Origin of the sequence: Aeromonas sp. FDAARGOS 1409, assembly GCF_019048705.1 — a bacterium.
GTDB classification, from domain to species: domain Bacteria; phylum Pseudomonadota; class Gammaproteobacteria; order Enterobacterales; family Aeromonadaceae; genus Aeromonas; species Aeromonas sanarellii.
Genome location: NZ_CP077395.1, coordinates 3,154,246 through 3,175,515 on the forward strand (window position 1 = coordinate 3,154,246; position 21,270 = coordinate 3,175,515).

At 54.3% G+C, this 21,270-nt stretch carries 18 protein-coding genes and 2 pseudogenes; 12 read left to right on the plus strand and 8 right to left on the minus strand.

Annotated features, from left to right (window positions below; genetic code table 11):
- Positions 1-41: 41 nt before the first annotated feature.
- From cdd to I6L39_RS14910, 3 genes are all read right to left on the minus strand, one after another.
- On the minus strand, positions 42-923 hold the full coding sequence (cdd, locus tag I6L39_RS14900; RefSeq protein ID WP_216990087.1) for a cytidine deaminase: 882 nt from the start codon (positions 921-923) through the stop codon (positions 42-44).
- Between the two features lie 225 nt (positions 924-1,148).
- Positions 1,149-1,835: an LrgB family protein gene (locus I6L39_RS14905; protein WP_216990088.1), complete on the minus strand. Its 687-nt coding sequence runs from the start codon at positions 1,833-1,835 to the stop codon at positions 1,149-1,151.
- 58 nt (positions 1,836-1,893) lie between these two features.
- Positions 1,894-2,253, minus strand: coding sequence for a CidA/LrgA family protein (locus I6L39_RS14910; protein WP_042075385.1), 360 nt, complete (start codon positions 2,251-2,253; stop codon positions 1,894-1,896).
- Positions 2,254-2,383: 130 nt separating this feature from the next.
- On the opposite strand from I6L39_RS14910, the gene I6L39_RS14915 reads away from it, so the two are divergent.
- On the plus strand, positions 2,384-4,099 hold the full coding sequence (locus tag I6L39_RS14915) for a glycoside hydrolase family 36 protein (RefSeq protein WP_216990089.1): 1,716 nt from the start codon (positions 2,384-2,386) through the stop codon (positions 4,097-4,099).
- Between the two features lie 73 nt (positions 4,100-4,172).
- On the opposite strand, the gene I6L39_RS14920 is transcribed toward I6L39_RS14915, so the two are convergent.
- Positions 4,173-4,679, minus strand: a complete 507-nt coding sequence (locus I6L39_RS14920) for a hypothetical protein (protein WP_042075388.1) — start codon at positions 4,677-4,679, stop codon at positions 4,173-4,175.
- A 148-nt stretch (positions 4,680-4,827) separates the two neighbouring features.
- Positions 4,828-6,243, minus strand: a complete 1,416-nt coding sequence (sbcB, locus tag I6L39_RS14925) for an exodeoxyribonuclease I (protein ID WP_216990090.1) — start codon at positions 6,241-6,243, stop codon at positions 4,828-4,830.
- A gap of 188 nt (positions 6,244-6,431) precedes the next feature.
- Here sbcB and I6L39_RS14930 point away from each other — a divergent pair, with 188 nt between their 5' ends.
- The gene (locus I6L39_RS14930) at positions 6,432-7,625 is read left to right on the plus strand and encodes a site-specific integrase (protein WP_042863736.1); all 1,194 of its coding nucleotides are present in this window, start codon (positions 6,432-6,434) and stop codon (positions 7,623-7,625) included.
- A gap of 38 nt (positions 7,626-7,663) precedes the next feature.
- On the opposite strand, the gene I6L39_RS20390 is transcribed toward I6L39_RS14930, so the two are convergent.
- From I6L39_RS20390 to I6L39_RS14945, 3 genes and pseudogenes are all read right to left on the minus strand, one after another.
- Positions 7,664-7,843 carry an AlpA family transcriptional regulator gene (locus I6L39_RS20390; RefSeq protein ID WP_216990091.1) on the minus strand — a complete coding sequence of 60 codons (180 nt, stop codon included), beginning with the start codon at positions 7,841-7,843 and terminating at the stop codon, positions 7,664-7,666.
- A 306-nt stretch (positions 7,844-8,149) separates the two neighbouring features.
- Positions 8,150-8,284, minus strand: a pseudogene (locus I6L39_RS14940) (IS5/IS1182 family transposase); the annotation flags it as partial.
- 54 nt (positions 8,285-8,338) lie between these two features.
- Positions 8,339-9,235: an IS5 family transposase gene (locus I6L39_RS14945; protein WP_216991812.1), complete on the minus strand. Its 897-nt coding sequence runs from the start codon at positions 9,233-9,235 to the stop codon at positions 8,339-8,341.
- Positions 9,236-10,368: 1,133 nt separating this feature from the next.
- Between I6L39_RS14945 and I6L39_RS14950 the strand changes: the two are divergent.
- From I6L39_RS14950 to I6L39_RS14995, 10 genes and pseudogenes are all read left to right on the plus strand, one after another.
- A pseudogene (locus tag I6L39_RS14950) lies at positions 10,369-11,114 on the plus strand (IS4 family transposase); the annotation flags it as partial.
- 563 nt (positions 11,115-11,677) lie between these two features.
- Positions 11,678-12,862 (plus strand): TolC family protein, encoded by a 1,185-nt coding sequence (locus I6L39_RS14955; protein WP_216990092.1) that lies wholly within the window; start codon positions 11,678-11,680, stop codon positions 12,860-12,862.
- The gene (locus tag I6L39_RS14960; protein ID WP_052815134.1) at positions 12,862-13,389 is read left to right on the plus strand and encodes a hypothetical protein; all 528 of its coding nucleotides are present in this window, start codon (positions 12,862-12,864) and stop codon (positions 13,387-13,389) included. The genes I6L39_RS14955 and I6L39_RS14960 overlap by 1 nt, the downstream gene beginning before the upstream one ends.
- Entirely contained in the window at positions 13,386-14,465 is a 1,080-nt protein-coding gene (locus I6L39_RS14965) for an efflux RND transporter periplasmic adaptor subunit (RefSeq protein ID WP_052815133.1), read from the plus strand. The genes I6L39_RS14960 and I6L39_RS14965 overlap by 4 nt, the downstream gene beginning before the upstream one ends.
- Before the next feature lie 11 nt (positions 14,466-14,476).
- On the plus strand, positions 14,477-17,578 hold the full coding sequence (locus I6L39_RS14970; protein WP_052815132.1) for an efflux RND transporter permease subunit: 3,102 nt from the start codon (positions 14,477-14,479) through the stop codon (positions 17,576-17,578).
- Positions 17,579-17,616: 38 nt separating this feature from the next.
- Complete coding sequence (locus tag I6L39_RS14975; RefSeq protein ID WP_052815131.1) at positions 17,617-17,991, plus strand: hypothetical protein; 375 nt, start codon at positions 17,617-17,619, stop codon at positions 17,989-17,991.
- A 70-nt stretch (positions 17,992-18,061) separates the two neighbouring features.
- Complete coding sequence (locus I6L39_RS14980; RefSeq protein ID WP_216990093.1) at positions 18,062-19,567, plus strand: multicopper oxidase family protein; 1,506 nt, start codon at positions 18,062-18,064, stop codon at positions 19,565-19,567.
- 289 nt (positions 19,568-19,856) lie between these two features.
- Positions 19,857-20,315, plus strand: a complete 459-nt coding sequence (locus I6L39_RS14985) for a hypothetical protein (protein ID WP_216990094.1) — start codon at positions 19,857-19,859, stop codon at positions 20,313-20,315.
- Positions 20,316-20,339: 24 nt separating this feature from the next.
- Positions 20,340-20,609 carry a DUF2933 domain-containing protein gene (locus tag I6L39_RS14990; RefSeq protein ID WP_216990095.1) on the plus strand — a complete coding sequence of 90 codons (270 nt, stop codon included), beginning with the start codon at positions 20,340-20,342 and terminating at the stop codon, positions 20,607-20,609.
- Complete coding sequence (locus tag I6L39_RS14995; RefSeq protein ID WP_216990096.1) at positions 20,606-21,268, plus strand: isoprenylcysteine carboxylmethyltransferase family protein; 663 nt, start codon at positions 20,606-20,608, stop codon at positions 21,266-21,268. The genes I6L39_RS14990 and I6L39_RS14995 overlap by 4 nt, the downstream gene beginning before the upstream one ends.
- Positions 21,269-21,270: the final 2 nt, after the last annotated feature.

Below are 21,270 nucleotides of genomic sequence, written 5' to 3' on the forward strand. Positions count from 1 at the left end.
CAGGGGAGCCAATGGCTCCCCTGATTCGTTCCGGCGCGGGATCAGACCGCCAGGTACTCCAGCTGGACGGCGCCCAAGGCCTTGAGGGTGGACTGGGCCGAATCCCGCTGGCTGATCTGGCCATCCTTGCTCTCCAGCAGCACGGCGCGGCGGACGGTGGCGAGATCCTCGCCATTCAGCACCGCGTGGGCGCAGGCCATCTGCATCGGCGGCAGGCTGGGGTTGAAGGCGGCATTCTCGGCATAGCGGCCACAGAAGATGCGCCCGTCCTCGAACTGCAGCGCCACCGCGGCATAGCCCTGGCTGTAGGGGGCATAGCTCTGACGGGCGGCGGCCAGTGCGGCCTGCCACAGGGGATCGTCGCTCTCAAGCACCAGCTCGTCGTGGGCCTGGGGGCTCATCAGGGCGTCGGTGATCTCGAGATCGGCGGGGCCGAAGGAGTGGGGCAGGAAGGATTGCAGCTCGCTGAGATCGTCCGGCAGGGAGACCTTGAGGATCTTGGCGGTGCTCAGTTCGTTCATGAACTGGCGGCAGTGGCCGCAAGGGGTGTAGTTGACGGTGATCTCCGAGATCCCGGTCTCGCCGCCGAGCCAGGCGTTGGAGATGGCGGACTGCTCGGCGTGCACCGAGTGGAACAGCCCTTGGCCCGCGAACTCCATGTTGGCGCCAAAATACCAGGTACCGCTCAGGCCGCAGGCGATGGCACCGACAAAGAACCTGGAGATGGGCGCCACCGAGCAGGCGGCCGCCAGCGGCAGCAGGGCCAGGCGCAGGGCCCTGTCATCCAGCCCGGTGGCGGCTTTCAGGGTCGCCACCTGACTGGGGGTGAAACGGGCCTGGAAATCGTCCCCCAGCATGGGGTGCAGGCTGGCCTGGAGCGGGGCGGAAAGGGTCTCGAATGGCTTGGCAAAGCGGGGATGCATACTGTGTCCTCAAAGGCCAATTGGGGGGCCATTGTAGGGAGCAAGCGCGGCGAAATGTGTGAGCGCGCTCACGCCTTGATGGGCAAAGGGCCGGGGATGGTAAAGGAAACGTTTGTCTTTCGCAATCTGTGCGCCAGCTCCCGGCATCAGGGGATGAGGGTATCGTATGGAGATGGTGAATGGGCACAGAGGCCATGGCCACAGGGGCGGCCATGGCAGCGGGGATCAGGTCAGCCAGTGGTAGAGGGCGAACAGCAGGGGGGCGATGGCCGCGGTCAGCACGCCGCACACCACCATGGCGAGCGACGAGAAGGCTCCCTGGGTGATCCCCTGCTCGGCGGAGGCGGCGGTGCCGATGGCGTGGGCACAGGCTCCCATGGCGAGCCCCTGGGCCTCGGGGTCGGTCACCCGCATCAGGCGGAGCAGGGGGTAGCCCACCAGGGCCCCCAGGATCCCCACCACCACCACCACGGCGGCGGCGATGGCGGGAATGCCGCCGAGGGACAGGCTGACGCTCATGGCGAGCGGGGTGGTGATGGACTTGGTGGCGATGGAGGCGAGCAGCGCCGGATCCGCCCCCATCAGGTGGCCAATCCCTAGCGTGGTACAGACAGAGATGAGCACAGAGGTCAGGGTGCAGAGGAGGATGGGTTTGAGCTTGTCCCGGATCTGGCGCGCCTGCTGGTAGAGGGGCAGGGCCAGGGTCACCACGGCGGGCTCCAGCAGGGCGGTGAGGGGGGCGGCGCCGCCCTGATATTGCGTCAGCGGCAGATCGAGCCAGAGCAGCAGGCCGATGATGACGGCGGTGGGGATCAGCACCGGATTGATGACGGGCCAGGGCAGGCGGCGGTAGAGGGCCCGGGTCATGAAATAGAGCGCCAGGGTCAGGGGAATGGCCAACCAGAAGATCATGGCTGCATCCTTGTGATGACAGGGTGAGGTGACGTGAGCGGCAGGGCGAACCAGAGCATCATGATCGGTTCATCCTCTGATAGAGGTGGCCGACGGCGGCCAGGATCAGCACTATGCCGAGCACCACGCAGAGCATGATGAGGCCAAACGACTGGCGCAGGGGCTCGAGCCAGGCCACGAGACCGACCGCCACCGGCACGAACAGGACGCCCATGTGGCGCAGCAGCAGGCCGCCCCCCAGCTCGACCCAGGAGAAGCGGATGAGCTGCAAGGAGAGCAGCACGAACAGCAGCAGCATGCCGAGGATGCTGCCGGGGAAGGCGAAGGGCAGCAGGGCGGCCAGGGCCTTGCCGGCGAGGAGGCAGGCGATGATGACCAGAAAATCACGAAGGTAGAGCAGGGTGCGTCGGAGCAGCACGGGGGCCTCATCTTGGCAACTGTGAGCGAGGTCGCAGTTTAACAGGCGCGGGGGGCATGGAACAGGGTCAACTGACCCGCAGGGGATACAATGGCCCCCGCATAGTCCCCATCCACAAGCAGGAGATCCCATGTCGTACCCCTCTCTTCTGGCCAGGCTGCGCCAGCTGCCCGCCGATCCCGCCCTGCCATCCCGGCTGTTACAGACCCGCCAGTGGGAGGGCCCTCTGTGCCGGGTGAGGCTCGACAATACGGGCAGCACCGCGGAGTCGGTGCACCGGTGGCGGCTGTTCGAGGGGGATCTCGGCATCGATCCCGCCTCGGCCATCTACGGGGAGGGGTTCCAGATGCTGGCCCAGACCATGGGTAGCTGGCAGGCCCCCGAGCCGGTGGGGCGCTGCCCGGACGCCTCTGTCTACCGCATCACCGACGACGACGGCTATCACACCGTCCACAACCTGCTGCTGGTGGCGCAGGAAGGGGGCTGGCTGCTGCTGGCGTTCGCAAGCTGCCAACGCTTTGGCGGCGAGTTTCGCCTCTACCCGGACGGGTGCCTCGAAATAGTGATGAACGCCGAGGGGCGCGCCTTGCCCGCCGGGCAGCACTGGCAGAGCGAGGCGCTGATCTGCCTGGAGGGGCCGGACAGGGAGGCCCTGCTCGCGGCGTTGGCGGACTATATCGAGGCCGAACACGGGACTCTCGTCTGCGGGGTCAAGGCGCGCCCTAGCGGCTGGTGCTCCTGGTATCACTACTATGCCCAAGTGAGCGCGGACGACATTCGCGAGAACCTGGGGACACGAGCCAGCCGCTTTCCCGAGCTGCGTTACGTGCAGATCGACGACGGCTATCAGGCCAGGATGGGGGACTGGCTCACCCCTTCCGCCAAGTTCGAGCAGGGGGTGGCCGCGCTGGCACAGGAGATCCGCGCCGCCGGCTGCGAGCCCGCGCTCTGGGTCGCCCCCTTCATCGCAGAGCCCGGCTCCCGGGTGTTTCAGCAGCACCCGGAGTGGTTCGTGAAAGGGGAAGACGGCCTGCCGCTCCCCTCCGAGCGGGTCACCTACGGCGGCTGGCGCTGCACCCCCTGGTACGTGCTGGACGGCACCCATCCCGAGGTGCAGGCCCACCTGGAGCAGTTGTTCCACACCCTGCGCGAGCAGTGGGGCATCAACTACTTCAAGCTGGACGCGAACTTCTGGGGCGCCATTCACGGCGGCCGCTTCCACGACCCTGACGCCACCCGGGTGGAGGCCTATCGCCGTGGCATGGCCGCCATCCTGCGCGGCGCCGGGGAGGGGGTCTTCCTGCTCGGTTGCAATGCGCCGCTGTGGCCCAGTCTCGGCCTGGTGCACGGCATGCGGGTGAGCGACGACGTGGAGCGCCAGGGCCCCCGTTTTCGCCAGATAGCGCGGGAAGCCTTCTGCCGCGCCTGGCAGAACGACCGGCTCTGGGCGCTGGATCCCGACTGTGTCTGCCTGCGGAATATCCCGGGCCAGCACGCCAGCCGCGCGGAGTACGACTTCCACTTGGCCGCCCTGGTGGCGAGCGGCGGCATGGTGCTCGCGGGAGACAGGCTGCAGGATCTGGACGACGCGCAGGGAGCGCACCTTGGCAAGCTGCTGGCCCTGTGCGAGGGACGTGCCCCGGCGGCCCGCTTCGACGACATGGGCTTTGCGCGCGGGCGGGTGGCGCTGCCCGGGAGCGGCGAGCTGCTCTGCCTGTTCAACTGGGGTGAACAAGCCACACGGGTCGCGCTGCCGCCGGGGGGAGTGGATTTCTGGGATGACGCTCCCCAGGCAGAGGGGCTGGTGCTGCAGGGGGGCCAGGGGCGAGTGATCCGCTACGGCTGATCCCGGTCAAGGGCCGGGACAGGCATGAAAAAGGCTCCCAAGGGAGCCTTTTTGCCGGAAGGGGCGCTGATCCCTAGAAGTGCCACTCCACGCCGATGGCGTAGTTGGCGGAGCCATAGCCCGGGATCTCGTTGCTGGAGGCGAGCGCCTTGACGGTCAGGCGGTTGCTGAGGGGAATGCCGAGCCCCATGCCGATGGCGATCTCGTCGCTCTGATCCCCCATCATGTCGACCCGCAGGGTGCGATAGAGGGAGAGATCCTGGCTCATCTGGGCATAGATCTGCGACGACTTGTTGTAGAGCTGGCCGAACACCTCCATCTGGAAGCCGTTCTGCGGCGTGATGGCGAGAGGGATGCCGGCGAAGCGGTAGAGATCCGAGTGGTTGAAGTAGCTGTTGGTGATCTGGGGCGTGAAGTCGGTCTGCTGGTAGAGGGTATTGAAGTTGCGCTCGATCAGCCGATAGGTCTGCTCCGGCAGGCGCAGCAGGTAGTCCGGCACCTCGAAACGCACGCCGGCCAGGGCGGCCGAGGGCAGCAAGGCACAGGCGACGAGTGTCAAAGCAGGCAGAGCTGAACGCATAAGACGAGAGATCCCCAACGGTCGAGAGCACGGCATCCATGCCGGTAGCGCATCGTAATTATCAAACTATCAGGAGCTTGGGCCCCGTGCTCATTATGTCTCGCCCGCGGGGTCGGCACAGGGATTTAACTGTGAATCGGCTCACATCTCACAGATCTTCCAGATAGCGGTAGAGACTCTTTAGAATCGCGAAGTTCCGTTCGTTCCCCTGATTCTGTTCGGCCAGGGCTTCCAGGCGGGGCACATAGTCCGGCAGGCGGCGGCTGAAGTAGTCGCTGCAGTGCAGGCGCCAGCGCTTCTGCTCCGCCTCGCTGAGGGTGTGGGGCCAGTTGCGGGCGCGGTAGCGGAAAAGCATTTCCGGCAGCCGTGGATCCGTGAAGGCAAACTCCCGCTCCCCCAGCAGATCCGCCGGGGTGGCGCGCACCAGATCCATGGTGGATTTGTCGCCGTGGCCGAAGAAGCCGGCGTAGAGCTGGGTATCGGGATCCGCATCGCTCTGGCCTGCAAACTCCTGGTTGAACACCTCCACCAGTTTTTCCCGCACCTCGGGGTGGGCGCGCAGCAGATCCAGGCTCTTGCGGCACTGTTCCCGATCGATGCCCAGCTCGTCGGCGCGCTCCGCCGTCAGGGTGGCGGCCGGGGCCAGCACCGGGCACTTGTTGATGTGTACCAGTTTCACCGGAATGGCCGCCAGATCTCCCAGCTCCTCTTTCCTGGTGTAGAGGCGTTCCCTGATCTCCTCGCTGGTGAGCTCGATGAGGGGGGTGGGGTCGCGGGTCAGATCCACCATGATCACCGCGTTCTGGTTGCTCGGGTGCCAGGCGAGCGGCGACACCCAGCTCGCGCACCCCTGCCAGGGGGAGAACATGCCGGAGACGTGCACCAGGGGCTTCATGGTCACCACGTCGATGAGGGCCTTCACCTTGTTCTTGTTGCGCAGCTCAAAGAGATAGCCGAACAGCTTGGGCTGGGCCTTCTTCACCAGTTTGGCCATCTCTATGGTGGCCAGCACGTCGGAGAGCGCATCGTGGGCGTTGGCGTGGGTCACGCCGTTGGCCACCGTCAGTTTTTCCAGTCGGAAGCTCGGCTTGCCCTCCTCGTCAAAGGCCCACTCTATCCCTTCGGGGCGCAGGGCGTAGCAGGCCCGCAGCATGTCGAGGATGTCCCAGCGGGAGTTGCCGTTCTGCCAGGCGTAGGCATAGGGGTCGTAGAAGTTGCGATACAGGGTGTAGCGGGTCACCTCGTCATCGAAGCGGATGCTGTTGTAGCCCAGCACGCAGGTGCCAGCGGTGGCGAACTCCCCGTGGATCTGGCGGATGAAGTCCGCCTCGCACAATCCGTCCTTCATCGCCTTCTGCGGCGTGATACCGGTGATGAGGCAGGCTTCGGGGTCCGGCAGATAATCCGAGGGCGGCTTGCAATAGATGACCAGGGGCTCCCCGATGACGTTGAAATGGGCGTCGGTGCGAATGCCCGCGAACTGCGCCGGCCTGTCCTTCGCCGGGCTGATGCCGAAGGTCTCGTAGTCGTGGAAATAGAAGGTAGGCTTTGTCTGCTGGCTCATTTCGTGGTTCTGAATTGTGTTTATATGCTTGAAAAACAAGTCGTTATACGGAGTGTTATCTCAGATTGTCTCACTTTGTCTGATCTTGATTCAGTCCGTTTCAGACCAGTTTGGTACGTATCTGTGTACACGTCAGGGCGCGTTAATGTGTCAGTGAAAAATCAGATGGCCAATCACAGGAGAGTCATATGCCACTTACTGATGCGAAGCTACGTGCCCTGTATGGTAAGCCCTACTTTGGTAAGACGGAATTGTCAGATCGTGATGGATTGTCAGCTCGGGTCACCGAGCGTGGCACCATCTCATGGCAATATCGCTATCGCTGGCAAGGAAAAGCGGCGAGACTCAAAATTGGACGCTATCCCGACCTTAAACTCGCTGATGCCAGGGCATTGATCCCTGCTATCCGTGGTGCGCTGGAGCGTAATGAACACCCTAGAGTTTTCTGGGATAAGCTCCACCAGAAGCATGATGTCACACTGAAACAGTGCTGCGAGCATTTTCGTGAGCACCATCTGCCCAAGCTGCGGCCTCGTACGGTCATGCTCTATGAGCATACCATGCAGCGCTATTTCGAACCTCTGTTTATTGGTATTCCGGTTGAACAGATCCCGTTTTCCAGCTGGCTGGAGTGGTTTGATAAAATTGGCAAGAAAAAGCCCAAAAATGCCGGTCATTTATTACGCAGATTAAAGTCCATTCTTAGTTTTTGTATTCGGAGAAATCTCATTGGCGGCTCCCCGGTGTTGCAATTACGCACCGAAGATGTTGGATCTCAACCTGAGAGAGGTACTCGTGTGCTGACCATGCGTGAACTCGCTCAGATTTGGATTGCATTTGAACAGAGCAGGGCCAGCCGCGGATTAAAATTGGCCGCCAAACTGGTGATCCTGCTGGGCTGTCGCAGTGGCGAGGCATTGGGGGCGCAGTGGAGTGAGTTTAATCTGGAGGAGCAAATTTGGACGGTTCCCGCTGCTCGTGCCAAAAGTGGATCACCAATACGTCGGCCTATTCCTACCCGGGTGATGATGTTGCTGCAAGAAGCGGCGGCGAAATCTCGGCTAAAGGGGGGGCCAGTATGTCGCTCGCCGGTGAATCCAAAGCAGTCATTGAGCAGTGCGTCCCTGATCCAGCTAGCAGAGCGGGTGCGAGATAAACTGGATCTTCCGTATTGGCGTATGCACGACATGCGTCGGACGCTGAGTACGCGTTTATCGGAGGAGCGCATCATGCCACAGGTAACCGAGAAAATGCTTGGTCACAGGATGGCTGGTGTCATGGCTATTTACAATCTTCATGATTGGACCAATGAGCAACGTGAGGCATATGAGTTATGGGATAAAAAATTAATGGAGGCAGTGAAATCCATTCAGGAAATGTAAATATTATGGAGTCATAAAATAGCGGTATAATTCATCATCTAAGATGAGCGGTTTTCCCTTGATATCCAACTGTTGACCTCTGCGGCAGAATAAAAGCCTTTATTGTGTGGCGGTGGAAACTTGTGTTCTTTAATCCACCTGTACAGAGTCGATCTAGATATGCCAAGTTTGTTTAATAGTGCTTTGGTTTTTATTAGTGCTGGTTCATTCTTGTTCATATAGCCTCCTGTTTTTTAGGAGGTTAAACATCATTGGTGAATGTGTCAATTTGCTCCGTTTTTAGATGGCTTGCTTTTATGATATAGAAAAACAAGTCGCCATGTTCATACTATAAAAATGAACTTTAAAACTGTTTTTGTATATTATAAAAGCAATGAAAATGGTCGTGTATCAATATGGCTCATGGTCATGATATATAAAATTCAATGATAATGGTGCTCAGTTGGGTGTCTTGGATGTGTTTAGAAGGGCGTTGTTTCCCAAATCAGCGATCAAGTCATGACTTCCCCAGTCCTGGGTGACCACTACACTCGGGGCTTTCTGACAGGTAGGCCAAGGGTATTAAGTTTGTTTATGGTGCTAACATACGCCATGACTTCTCCCACTTGGCCGTTGTAGTTACGCAGACTGATTTTCCCTGTCAGCAACAGCTTGAACCGGCGTTGTTTCCCAAATCAGCCATCAAGTCATGCTTCCCCAGTCCTGGGTGACCACTACACTCGGGGCTTTCTGACAGGTAGGCCAAGGGTATTCAGCTTGTTTATGGCGCTCACATACGCCATGACTTCTCCCACTTGGCCGTTGTAGTTAAGCAGACTGATTTTCCCCGTCAGCAACGGCTTGAACCGATACATCGCCGTCTCTGCCAGCGAGCGACGGTGATTCCCCGATATCTTCTTCCAGTGCGCCAGCCCTTCCTTGCGTATCACAAGCACAGCGTCATTTCTGGGATGCCCCTTTTCCCATAACCCCGCGCTCTTACGAGGCGGGATACAGGCTGTCGCCCCTTTGTGCGCTATCAGCTGACGGCTGGCTTTGCTGTCATAGGCACCATCCGCATAAACATGTCCCAGCTTGCGCCGCAGTGGATTGAGCAAGGTCGGCAACACCTCGGCATCATGGACATTTTCCAGCGAGACCTCCGCCGCCACGATATCGTGGGTGGCCGGGTCGACTGCCAGATGCAACTTGCGCCAGACTCGCCGCTTCTCCGCGCCGTGTTTTCTGACCTTCCACTCGCCTTCACCAAACACCTTCAGGCCAGTCGAGTCGATAACCAAGTCGGTGATGCGCCCCTTGCCGGGCTGCCGATAGGCCACTGTCACCGTGCGGGCCCGCTTGCTGACACAGCTATAGTCCGGTGCGCACAACGGCACATTCATCAACTCGAACAGAGAATCGAGTAGTTCCTGAGTGGCCCGCAGGGTGAGGTTGAAAATCCCCTTGAGCATCAGGAAGGTACAGATGGTCTGGTCAGTGTAAAGCGGGCTGCGGCCCCGCCGCCCATGATGGTCGTGGTGAAACCAGTTGCTCATGGCCTCGGCATCAACCCAGAAGGTGAGTGAACCACGGATAATCAAAGACTTGTTGTATTTAGGCCAGTTGGTGATGGGATGAAGCTATGTGCCCATGATGCAGACTTGAAGAGGATGGTGGTGATCAGATCACCGAGTCCTCAGTTAGTTCCATTCAAGCTGCATCGATTTGGGCAACAACGCCCGTTTCTCTATATCGAATGGAGCTGCGGTTCCCCAGAACTAGGATGCTGGGGTCAGTCCACTCGATTGGTTTACTACAGAGTTGCCAAGTTGAACAGGTCTGGATAAGGTGATCACCGGAATACAGCATTGATGAGTGCAGTATTTATTTTCGATGTTCAGGTCCTGGTCTATTCATATTTAATTCAGGGTTAAAAAAGGCTTTTTGTTTTATCACACAGCCAATGAAATATAAATATTATCGCGTACCTTAATCAAATGATTAAATTAAATATATCACTACATGGTTATGCTAAATAAGGCGGCATAGACTATCACTAAATATTAGTATTTTTAATGTGGCACGCTATATAGAAAACATCTTACCCTGAAATACAGGTGTAGATTGAGATGTAAATGATGAATAGAAAGAAAAGATATGTTTTTTAGCATCGCTAGGGATGGCGGCGAAGACTCATAATATGCATAACAAAGAATTTAATGTAATTGGAGTCAATTGGCATCCATCAAGGGTGCCTGGTTATAATTAATGGTATCCCATTGTACTATCGTTGGACAAGGCTCGGAGATGAGTATGAATGTGAAAGAAATTGAATTTATAGTCACTTCCTCCTCATATTTAATGGGTTTTATGCGTTATCTGTGTGATAAGTAGGTCCAGTAAGGGGGGCATATGGGAGTGTCTGCCAAAATATGGCAGCGCCAAATGCTCATTGCCATATTATGGCACGGATTTTTGACCTTGAGATAGTAGTCTAATTAAGTTAACAAATTGTTTTTTAACATTTTATTTTTTAATGAATAGGGTTTGTGTACATGATTAAATCAAAGACATAGGTATGCCAAAACTTGGAAAAATCTCTGATAAAAATTGCCATAATATGGCAATTCCCCCTTTATATGCCATCAAGCAAACCTTGTCATGAATCTGTATTGAGGATGGTATTTTAATGGTCGTAGCTTTGTACCTGGATGTGGCGTTGTTGCCTAAATCAGCCTGACTTCCCCAGATCCAGATGGCCGTGGCACTCGGCGCGTTCAAACAGGTGTTATTGCACGATGGCACCTCCTTTGCGGTGCACCGACGCCTGGCTGCTGACTTTCCCGGCCGGTTCAAGACCATCAGTCCGGCGGTTATCGAGTGCCATATGACCATGTCTTTGTCGGAGCAGAGCCCGCTGTGCATGAGTGTGTCTGCCGATACCGCAGGGGAACGGAAATCTCTGCCCAAGGCCCACACGCTGACCAACTGCCTGCTGCTGGCTGACGCAGGTTACATTGACAGGGCTTGGTTTGGGCAGGTGAATGAAGCCGGCGGATTTTATCTGGTGCGAGGCACGAAAAGCCTAAACCCCAAGATTATCCAAGCCTGGCGCGGTGATGGACGGGAAGTGCCTAAGCTGGTGGGACTGTCACTGAAAGAAGTCGGGCGACGACGTTGTCGGGCCGAGGTACTGGATACGGTGGTGAAGTCTGGCCAGGTCAAGTACTGGTTGATCCGGCGCTGGTTTGCCGAGGAAAGCGGTCCTGTCTGTAGATGACGAACCTGCCGCGATCGGCATGGTCAGCAGAGCAGGTGATGTGCCTGTATCGCTGCCGTTGGCAGGTGGAGTTGTTATTTAAAGAGTGGAAATCGCACAACCGGCTCAAGGGATTTGTGACGGGGGAGAAAGCCATCGCCGAGGGATTGGTGTGGATGAGCCTACTGTCGCTGGTGATGAAGCGACTGGTTGCGCGGAGTGTGATGAGTGGGGAACTCTCGATGCTGAAAGTGTCTTTGAGTTGCATCTTTGGGATGCTTCATCGTAATATGAAAAACGTCTAATTTTCGAGTTGAACCTGTGTCCTTGCTGCAAAAGTATCTCCGAGTGCTCCTTGCGCTTGTTGTAGTCATCAAAGTGGCTACGGCAGGAGAGTCTTTTGAATTGCATGGCAACGTTCACTCCGGACATCATGAAAATGTGGCAGAGCATGCTGTCTCTCCTCAAGACAAGTATCATGATCATTGCGCTCTCGACTTGGCCAACGCGTCAAGCAGCCATTGCGGTGTCAGTATTTACGCGTTAATCGACTCATCAAGAGCCTTGTTCTACGCCAGCATGGGCGTGGATGTTGTCCCTTTCGTGGATCAAGCATGGTCCACGCTTAATTTCCCTCCGCGTCTACGCCCCCCCATGCGCCTAGCCTGATCCCGGCGCAGTCAATTATTAAAAGAGCACTGACACATGAGGTTAACCCTCGTGTGCTGTGGCGTCTGCGGCTATGCAGAGCCTGCATTGCTATCCTGATTGCGTTGGAATGAATTGATATTTATTCATAATCTAGGATGGTTTTATGACGACTTTCAACCAAATGAAAATCGGGTTGGTTCTGGTCTATTTCTTTTTGACCAGTGCAAATGCTGCCTCTTTGCAGCAGGTGTTGGATCATGCGTGGTCTGCACAGAACAACAAATGGCGTTCAGAGGCTGATAGCCATCTTGCCGAAATTGAGCTCAGCCAGTCATGGACACCTGAGCCGCCCAAGCTTGAAGTTTCGCATACCACCGATCAGGTTGATACCAACCATGGACGTCGCGAATGGGAAGTCGGTGTCGGTATTCCTCTTTGGCTCCCAGGGCAAAGGGATAATTCCATCAATGCAGCTGTTGTCGAGCAACGCGCCTTTCAGGGGCGACAAGCGTTTGAAAAATGGAAATTGGCTGGCGAGCTGAGAGAAGCTTGGTGGGAGACGAGATTCAGTGAGGCAGAGGTTGCCAGCGCAACCAAAAAGCTGCGGTTGCTTGAGCGTTTAACGGCTGACACTGCAAAAAAGCTCAAAGCAGGTGAAGTCGCACCGTTAGAGGTCAACCAAGCAAAACTGGCTGAGTTGGATGCCCGAAAGGAACTGGCTTTGGCTACTGCGGCCTATGACCGGGCCATCCAGGCTTTTCAACTCATTAGCCTCGGTGCTGAATTGCCTGATCAGGCTGAAGAATTACTACAAGGCAGTATTGAACATCCCGCATTGGTAAATGCCGCGCTCGAATCAGGAGCGGTGAGCGCGCAACTGAAAAAAACGAGCAACTCAGTGTTGGGTACACCAGAGCTCGGGCTTTCTTATACCTCAGAACGTGATGCCTTCGATGAACCTTACAGTGGCACTGTCAAAGTGGGCGTCACCATTCCCTGGGGTACAGGGACTCAGAATCGCGCCCAAATGGCCGCAATCAATGCATCGTTAAGCCAAGCCAAGATCAATCAAGAACAAACAAGCAGAGCAATTCTGATGCAACAGCGTATTGCGGCTAATGAATTACAACAGGCCAAAAATAACGCCGATAATGCAGGTATTCAGGTGGAGCTTGCTCGAGAGAAATCAGCTTGGGTAAAGAAAGGATACCAAAAAGGCCAATTTGATCTCGCTATGTACCTGAAGACATTACAGGAAGAGTGGCAATCCCAATCCTTACTTATCCGCTCAAGACTTGAAGTTGCTCGTGCCATCTCGCGCAGTAATCAAGCCGCTGGAGTTAATTAATGAAAAGCAAAATTATGCTGGCATCTTGGATGCTGATTGTCCTGTCAGCCCAAGTCTATGCACATGGTGACGAGGATCATGGCTCCAAAGTGGCAGCTCCCACTACACAAAGCCAACCCTTTGTTGAAACCCATTCTCCTGACTTTGAACTGGTTTTGTCACTGTCAGGTTCACAGTTGCTTCTTTATCTGGATCGATACGCAGATAACAAGCCAGTTGATGGCGCTCAGATCGAGATGGACTATGCCGGTCAATTATTCTCATTCAAGCAAGTTAATCCTGGTGAATATACGGCATTAGCCAGCGACTTGACCAAACCGGGCAAGTACCCAGTCAGTTTCACCGTGCTCGCAGGCGACACGTCCGACTTGCTGGATGCCACATTGGTTGTGCCCCCGTATTCTGATGCCCCTGTTAGCTCAGTCAATAATCAGATGTGGTACTGGGTAGGAGGGGGGATCGTTGCTTTCCTGCTCAGTGGTGGTGCCTACCTATTTCGTCGTCGACCCTCCGGAGTTAAAGCATGAAAACGACCAAATTGCTCTCCCTTCTGCTGTGCATGGTCGCGATGCCACTGTGGGCACATGGCGGTGAAGATCATGGTGAAATGCCTCAGACAACCGTATCGGCAGACAAGCCGCAACGCTTGCCTGATGGGCGGGTACTTTTACCCAAGTCGGCTCAGCATCGACTCTCCATTCATACCACCATTGCCGTGGAGGGATCTTATCCCAAGGCTTTTGAACTCAGTGGGCATGTGGTGATTGACCCCAATAAAGGAGGTTGGGTGCAGTCGGCGGGGGCTGGAAAAATCCAGGCGCCCGCCTCTGGATTTCCTCAGTTGGGTGCCGTGGTTCACAAAGGCCAAACGCTTGCCATAGTCCATCCTGCAGCAGATTCGTTCGAAAGCTCACGGCGACAAGCAGAGCTCTCTGATGCGCAAAGTGCCTTGCGTTTGGCAGAGCAGGACGCCACTCGCCTGGCTGACCTCACCGGCAGTGTGCCACGTAAAGACATTGAAGCCGCGGTGATTCAACTCAAAACAGCCAGAGCGAAAGTCGTTGCCCTGAACGCTGGCTCTGCGGGGGAAATATTGCGAGCGCCGGTTGATGGTGTGGTTGCCACGAGTAATGCAATGAATGGGCAGATGGTTGAGGCCGGAACCCTGATCTTCGAGATCATCGCCGAAGACGGTATGCAAATCGAAGCACTTGCCTACGATGCCTCGATGGTGAATGACATTGCCAGTGCGACTTTGAATGGCAAGCCGTTACGCTATCTTGGTGGAGCCCTTTCTTTACGCGATGGCGCCTTGCCAATGCGTTTCAAACCTGAAGTAACAATGCCGCTTGCGCTCGGCCAACCAGTCAAAATCGTGACCCAAAACAAGGCACAAATGAAAGGTATAAAAGTGCCCGCCAGCAGCGTCGTCAAAAATGCAGCCAACGAATCCATTGTCTGGTTGCATGAGAGCGCACTGTTGTTTCGTGCAATGCCAGTACGGGTGTCCCCTCTTGACGGGGAATCTGTACTTGTCCTTGGCGCTCCAGCCCAGGCGCGTGTCGTTACTCAGGGTGCGACCCTGATCAATCAAATCCGCTAAAGAGGTGAAACATGTTTAGCTGGATTGTGAATCACAGCCTGAATAATCGGCTATTTGTCAGCGCGATTGCACTGATCTTGCTAGTTTGGGGGGGATTAGTCGCCAGCCATATGCCGGTTGATGTGTTCCCTGACTTGAACAAACCGACGATCACCATCATGACGGAAGCGGGCGGTATGGCTCCGGAAGAAGTCGAGCAATTGGTCAGCTTCCCTCTGGAGACGTCGCTTAATGGTATGCCGGGCGTGACTCGGATCCGCTCCGTTTCCGGGGTCGGGCTCTCCATTATTTATGCCGAATTTGACTGGGGATCCGATATCTACCGTAACCGGCAGCTGGTTGCAGAGCGTCTGGCTGAGGTCAAGGAAAGCCTCCCCCCGGAAGTGAGTCCTGTGATGGGGCCAATCTCGTCCGTTATGGGCGAAATCATGCTAATTGCGTTTCCGGCTGATCCCGACAAGGTGAGTCCGATGGCCGTCAGGGAATACGTGGATTTTGTGTTGCGTCCACGCCTGCTGTCTATTCCTGGCGTTGCCCAAGTCATTCCCATTGGTGGCGAGGTACGGCAGTTCAGGGTTGAGCCCAATACAGCATTGATGGCTCAACTCAGAGTCAGTTACAGCGACATTGAGGGGGCGTTGCAAGGGTTTTCCAGTAATACCAGTGGCGGCTACCTCGAACTCAACGCACGTGAATACCTTATCCGCAACATGGGGCGCACAACACGTCTGGAGGATATGCAGAACCTGGCCGTGAAAGATGTCAATGGTCAGCCTATTTTGCTCAAGCAAGTTGCCGAGGTGAAATTCGCTCCTGCATTTAAGCGAGGGGATGCAGGCTTTGGCAGCAAGCCTGCCGTCATTGTCAGTGTGCAAAAACAGCCGAATGCCGATTCAGTGAAGCTCAGCACAGAAATCGAACATGCCCTGGACAGCTTGACCAAGAGTCTGCCTGCCGGGATCAGCAAACCGCAGATTTCGTTCCGTCAGGCCGACTTCATTGATGCTTCCATTGATAACGTCAAAGAGGCGCTGCGAGATGGCGCCATCATGGTGGCGGTGATCCTGTACCTCTTCCTGATGAACATGCGGACCACCCTCATCTCCTTGACTGCCATCCCACTGTCTTTAGCTGTGACGTTCCTCATCTTTAAAGCACTGGGTTTGTCTGTCAATGTGATGACGCTCGGGGGCCTGGCAATTGCGATCGGTGAGTTGGTCGATGATGCTTTGGTCGATGTCGAGAATGTGCTCAGACGGCTCAAAGAGAAGAAACCTGTCGGGATCATCAAGACAATCAAGGTGATCGCCAGTGCTTGCAATGAAGTGCGTTCAGGCGTGGTCGTGGCAACGCTCGTCGTGGTACTGGTGTTCGTGCCACTTTTTGCCTTGCCCGGCATTGAAGGACGACTGTTTGCCCCGCTGGGCGTCGCCTATATCACATCGATACTGGCGAGTCTCGTGGTCGCACTGACCGTCACACCAGTAATGTGCTTTTTCCTGTTGCCACGGATGAAGCAGATTGAGCATGGTGATTCGAAATTGGTGAGCTGGCTCAAGCATTGGGATAAACGCATCCTGCAAGCATCTTTCAACCATGCTCGAGTGGCTTTGGCTGGCGCCACGATTTTACTCGTGGTCACCCTGACTACGGTGCCATTGCTGCCCAGAGCGTTTTTGCCGACGTTCAACGAAGGGACCTTGACCATCAGCCTGCTGTTGAATCCTGGCACGTCATTGACGGAAGCCAATCGAGTGGGAAGCCTGGCGGAGAGCCTCATAGCACAGGTCCCTGAAGTAAAAAGTGTTGGTCGTCGCACAGGCCGTGCAGAACTGGACGAGCATGCTGAGGGGGTACATTCCAGTGAAATTGATGTTGATTTGAAGCCATCTGACCGTAGTCGTGAAGAAGTGATGGCCGATATTCGCAATCAGCTAGCGCCACTTCCTGCCACCACGACAGTTGGCCAACCCATTTCGCACCGGTTGGATCACCTGTTGTCAGGCGTCAGGGCACAAATTGCACTCAAGATTTACGGTGATGATCTGGACACCCTGCGTGGTCAAGCTGCACTTTTGAAGGATCAGTTAGCCGAAATCCCTGGTGTGACTGACCTCCAAGTGGAAAAGCAGGTGCTGATTCCACAGTTGAAAGTTAGGCTGGATTACGATCGTGCTGCCAGCTTGGGCGTTGCGCCAGGAACCCTGCTGAAAATACTGGAGACACTCACGGAAGGGGACTCGGTTGCTCAGATCATCGACAGCAATAAGCGTTTCAACTTGGTGATTCGTTTACCTGACAGCGCACGGACACAACAAGGTCTGAGCAACGTGCTGATCGATACCCCTCATGGCAGTGTTCCGCTAAGCCAGGTCGCGACCATTGAAGAGAGTGATGGGCCAAATCAAATTGGCCGGGAAAACAGTCGTCGTCGGATAGTTGTCTCTGCTAACACCGATGGTTCTGACATGGCTGATATTGTTGCGCAGATCCGTGCTGTCATTGCAGCCAATACGCTTCCTGAAGGATATTTCATCAGCTTGGAAGGGCAATTCCAGGCTCAGGAGGCGGCCAGTAAATTGATTGCGGGGCTGTCCTTAGTATCACTGGCATTGATTTTCATGGTGCTTTACAGCCGATATAAGTCCATCACGCTGGCGACGATGATCATGGGAAATATTCCCATGGCCCTCATTGGGAGTGTGATTGCCATGTGGTTGGCTGATATCACTCTATCGGTGGCCTCGCTGGTCGGTTTTATCACGCTGACGGGTATCGCAACGCGAAACGGAATCCTGAAGGTCAGCCATTACATCAACTTGTGTAAGTTTGAGGGTGAAACATTTAGCCAATCAATGATTATTCGTGGCTCGCTGGAACGGCTTACGCCCGTGCTTATGACAGCACTGACTGCGGCTCTTGCTCTCACGCCCTTGCTGTTTGCCGCAGATGCACCTGGCAAGGAAATCCTGCACCCTGTTGCTGTAGTTATATTTGGTGGATTGGTCAGCTCAACGCTGCTGGATTCACTGTTGACGCCACTGATGTTTTGGCTGTTTGGAGAAAAACCGCTCAAACAGTTATTGGACGATTCAGACCAAGATATGTTCTAAACACCCCATATGGGGAATCAACATAAAAGGAAAATATTATGAAACGAGTTCTGGTTGCAACCTTGCTCTCTTTGGTCTCCACTGCTGCGATGGCTGATGGCGAAATGAAACCTATGCATAACGGCATGATGTCTGAAGCCACTTCCGGTGTTCGGGCAGAATTATCCACTGAGGGCAACATGATTATGCTGTACTTGACCAGCCACCATGGGGAAGCCATTGCGACCCAAGGAGCAAGTGGTGAGTTGACCCTGCTGAAAGGTAAAGACAAGCAGGTGTTGAAACTGCAGCCATCCGGCGGTAACTCATTAATGGCACAAGGGGAGTACAAGCCAGTCTCTGATGCTAAAGCGTTAGCAAAGGTAGCGTTACCAGGCAACGTAGTTGAGCAGTTCCGTTTCGATTTTAAATAACATTCACGTCTCGCACTCTGGCAGCAGAAATAAAAACTCTCTGCTGCCAATTATTAACGGAGGTAAACACATGAATCGACGCCAGTTTATCGTGGGGGTAAGCGGTGTAGGGTTGGTTGCGTTAGTGCCAAAATGGATTACAGCCGCAGAAGAGCACATAGTATCTTCAGCAGAGAATACGATGAGCTTATCGCCATTGTCGGGTTTGAAAGTGGCAAAGGAAGCAGCGCTTTTACCAGAAAATGCACTCCCCATAGGGTTACCACTCCCCAGCCTCAGCATGCTCAAAAACACAAGCTCGGAGCCAAAAACCTTTGCTGCGCAACTGACAGCTGTAATGCATGAGGTCGAATTGGCTGCTGGGGTGCGCACAAAGGTATGGGCGTATAATGGGCAATTACCGGGCCCGTTAATCGAGGTTAATGAGGGCGATATGGTTGAAGTTCACCTGCGCAATCAGCTGCCCCAAGCAACAACAATTCATTGGCATGGTCTACCTATACCTCCGAACCAAGATGGTAATCCCCAAGACGCTGTTCCTGCTGGAGCTGAGCGGATTTACCGATACAAGCTACCAATGGATTCTGCAGGTACCTATTGGTACCATCCTCATCCTCATGGGGATACCCCGGAGCAGGTTTATCGAGGGTTGGCCGGTTTAATGATTGTTCGTAGTAAATCCGACCCGCTTGCGGAATTTGTTGAGCAATATCTAGTTATCTCTGATCTAAAACTTACAGCTGATGGGCAAATTCCTGACAATACAGCTGATGACTGGATGAATGGTCGTGAAGGTCAATTTGTGCTTATCAACGGTGCTTATAGGCCGAAAATAACTATCGCAGGTCGTCAGCGCTTGCGGATTTGGAATGCTTGTAGTGCTCGTTATCTCCGGTTAGCCATTCCAGGCCAAAGTATGACTCTAGTTGGCACTGATGGTGGGTTATTGGAATATCCCCAAGTATTGACAGAGATTCTGCTTGTGCCAGGCCAACGAATTGAAGTGATAGTGGGTGATAATAGCCATGCTAACACTATCTTGGAAAGCTTGATTTATGATCGCAATAAGATGGGGGCTGTTTCAGAAGAGCACAAGCGCACACTAGCCACTCTAAATTTAGTCGCTGGGCCTTCACCCGAAATTCCTGAGACATTGCGAGAAATTTCTGATCTAGGCAAACCAGTTCAAACCAAGAAAGTCGAGTTTAGCGAAACCATGTCCATGGATAATGGTCGACACACGATGAATTTTCTGGTGAATGGTAAAAGATATGATATGGATAGAATCGATTTGATCAGCAAAGCCGGCGATGTTGAAGTTTGGGAGATTTTCAACAATTCACATATGGATCATCCTTTCCATTTACATGGAACTCAATTCTTGATAATGGAGCGCCAACGCGATGGCAAAATTGAAATAGTCAACGAAAAAGCATTGTATGATACAATAAATTTGCAGCCATATGAAAAAATATTGATCAAAGTTAGACAGATGGAACTGGGCATCCGACTTTTTCACTGCCACATTCTGGAGCATGAAGGGCAAGGAATGATGGGGCAACTAAGAGTTATTTAATTCAATGGTTACCATATCTGAAGTACATATATTGAGATGGTATTCACTTGACAACCGTCAGCAAAAGGGAGTGGTCATACGGCTTCAAACCGGATAACAAAACGGTAATCTAACAGGGTGACATGAACCAGATAGCACAAAGCGGCTATATCACAAAGAAGTTATATATTGCAAAGCTATATAAGCTATACTTTCTTGACATTCCCCTTACGGGATGGGTCATGGTTTTTTTGAAACATCAACTGCCATTTGACGCAACATCTACCCGAGTCACCCAAGGAGAATCATCATGAACACTTGGAGAAATGGTATATTTTTAGTCGCCTCAGCTTTATTATTTAATACCTCCTTCGCAGCGCAACCCACCGAAGCTGAACATCAGCAACACCATCCGGAAGCCTCGGTTTCTTCTGCCGTGGAGAGTCAAGTGCCAGACAATGGCGGTGTGGCATCCATGGAGATGATGAAACGTTGCGATACCCAAATGAAGGCGATGCAGGAGATGCACGAAAGGATGCGTAGGGCAACAACTCCTGAGCAACGGCAAGCCCTCTACGACGAGCATGCCAAACTCATGCGTTCGGGCATGGCCATGATGACCGAGTTGAAAGGCATGATGAAGGGGGTGAGCACAACCGGGTCCATGATGCAGGTCAACGAATCGATGATGATGCAAAAGCGCATGGACATGATGGAAATGATGATGCAGATGATGATGGATCGGATGGACTTTACTCCCGCCAACTAATCATCAGCTACATGGAGTCTTGCCATGAAATATCATCACCATGAGAGGCAGAGTCTGCCCCCGTCCTTTTGGAGATCGCGTTACGCCATTGGTCTGCTCGTCATTGGCAGCGTGGCGGGATACTTTCTGTTCACCGAGCATTGGGCTCATCTTCGTAGCGCAGTTCCCTATTTGTTGTTGCTGGCTTGCCCGCTGATGCATTTGTTCATGCACGGTGGACACCATCACGGGACACATGCGGATGATGACAGATCCAAGGACAGCACAGAACGCAAACCGGGAGATCGATCATGAGCCATTCGGAATCTGCTTACGGTTTATGGCTTTTGGTTATATTGAATTCGGCAATTTTTATCCTATTTGCCTTCAGTTTTTTCAAACCCAGAAACGCTCGCGACTGGCGAACATTTGGCGCTTATACGGCCTTCATCGTTGCGTTATTCACCGAAATGTATGGCTTTCCGCTCACCATCTATCTGCTGTCGGGGTGGTTGCAATCAAATTACCCTAATTTGGATTTGCTGGCTCACAATACTGGGCACCTGTGGTCGACTCTGCTGGGTAGCAAGGGGGATCCGCATTTCAGCTTGCTTCATATCGCAAGCTATGTACTACTCATCTCAGGCTTTTACCTGCTCTCCAATGCCTGGCATGTGCTCTATCATGCCCAGTGCGACCACACCCTGGCCCACACCGGGCCCTATGCTTATGTTCGCCACCCCCAGTACGTGGCATTTGTATTAATCCTATTGGGATTTTTGTTTCAATGGCCAACGCTGTTGACCCTGCTAATGTTTCCACTGCTACTGCTGATGTATGGCCGACTCGCCCTTGCTGAGGAGCGCGACATGCAGCATGAGTTCGGTGAGGCCTATCGGGTCTACCAGGACGAGACTCCGAGATTCATCCCTAATTTCCAACGCCGCCGACCCGTTTCAGGATCAGGAGAGTGAAT

Bases quoted from the DNA above. Each gene is read 5' to 3' on its own strand.
- I6L39_RS14995 (WP_216990096.1), top strand. From the start codon at position 20,606: ATGAGCCATTCGGAATCTGCTTACGGTTTATGGCTTTTGGTTATATTG.
- I6L39_RS14920 (WP_042075388.1), bottom strand. From the start codon at position 4,679: ATGCGTTCAGCTCTGCCTGCTTTGACACTCGTCGCCTGTGCCTTGCTG.
- I6L39_RS14990 (WP_216990095.1), top strand. From the start codon at position 20,340: ATGAAATATCATCACCATGAGAGGCAGAGTCTGCCCCCGTCCTTTTGG.
- sbcB (WP_216990090.1), bottom strand. From the start codon at position 6,243: ATGAGCCAGCAGACAAAGCCTACCTTCTATTTCCACGACTACGAGACC.
- I6L39_RS14930 (WP_042863736.1), top strand. From the start codon at position 6,432: ATGCCACTTACTGATGCGAAGCTACGTGCCCTGTATGGTAAGCCCTAC.
- I6L39_RS14970 (WP_052815132.1), top strand. From the start codon at position 14,477: ATGTTTAGCTGGATTGTGAATCACAGCCTGAATAATCGGCTATTTGTC.
- I6L39_RS20390 (WP_216990091.1), bottom strand. From the start codon at position 7,843: ATGAACAAGAATGAACCAGCACTAATAAAAACCAAAGCACTATTAAAC.
- I6L39_RS14915 (WP_216990089.1), top strand. From the start codon at position 2,384: ATGTCGTACCCCTCTCTTCTGGCCAGGCTGCGCCAGCTGCCCGCCGAT.
- I6L39_RS14985 (WP_216990094.1), top strand. From the start codon at position 19,857: ATGAACACTTGGAGAAATGGTATATTTTTAGTCGCCTCAGCTTTATTA.
- I6L39_RS14960 (WP_052815134.1), top strand. From the start codon at position 12,862: ATGAAAAGCAAAATTATGCTGGCATCTTGGATGCTGATTGTCCTGTCA.
- cdd (WP_216990087.1), bottom strand. From the start codon at position 923: ATGCATCCCCGCTTTGCCAAGCCATTCGAGACCCTTTCCGCCCCGCTC.
- I6L39_RS14975 (WP_052815131.1), top strand. From the start codon at position 17,617: ATGAAACGAGTTCTGGTTGCAACCTTGCTCTCTTTGGTCTCCACTGCT.
- I6L39_RS14980 (WP_216990093.1), top strand. From the start codon at position 18,062: ATGAATCGACGCCAGTTTATCGTGGGGGTAAGCGGTGTAGGGTTGGTT.
- I6L39_RS14965 (WP_052815133.1), top strand. From the start codon at position 13,386: ATGAAAACGACCAAATTGCTCTCCCTTCTGCTGTGCATGGTCGCGATG.
- I6L39_RS14905 (WP_216990088.1), bottom strand. From the start codon at position 1,835: ATGATCTTCTGGTTGGCCATTCCCCTGACCCTGGCGCTCTATTTCATG.
- I6L39_RS14955 (WP_216990092.1), top strand. From the start codon at position 11,678: ATGACGACTTTCAACCAAATGAAAATCGGGTTGGTTCTGGTCTATTTC.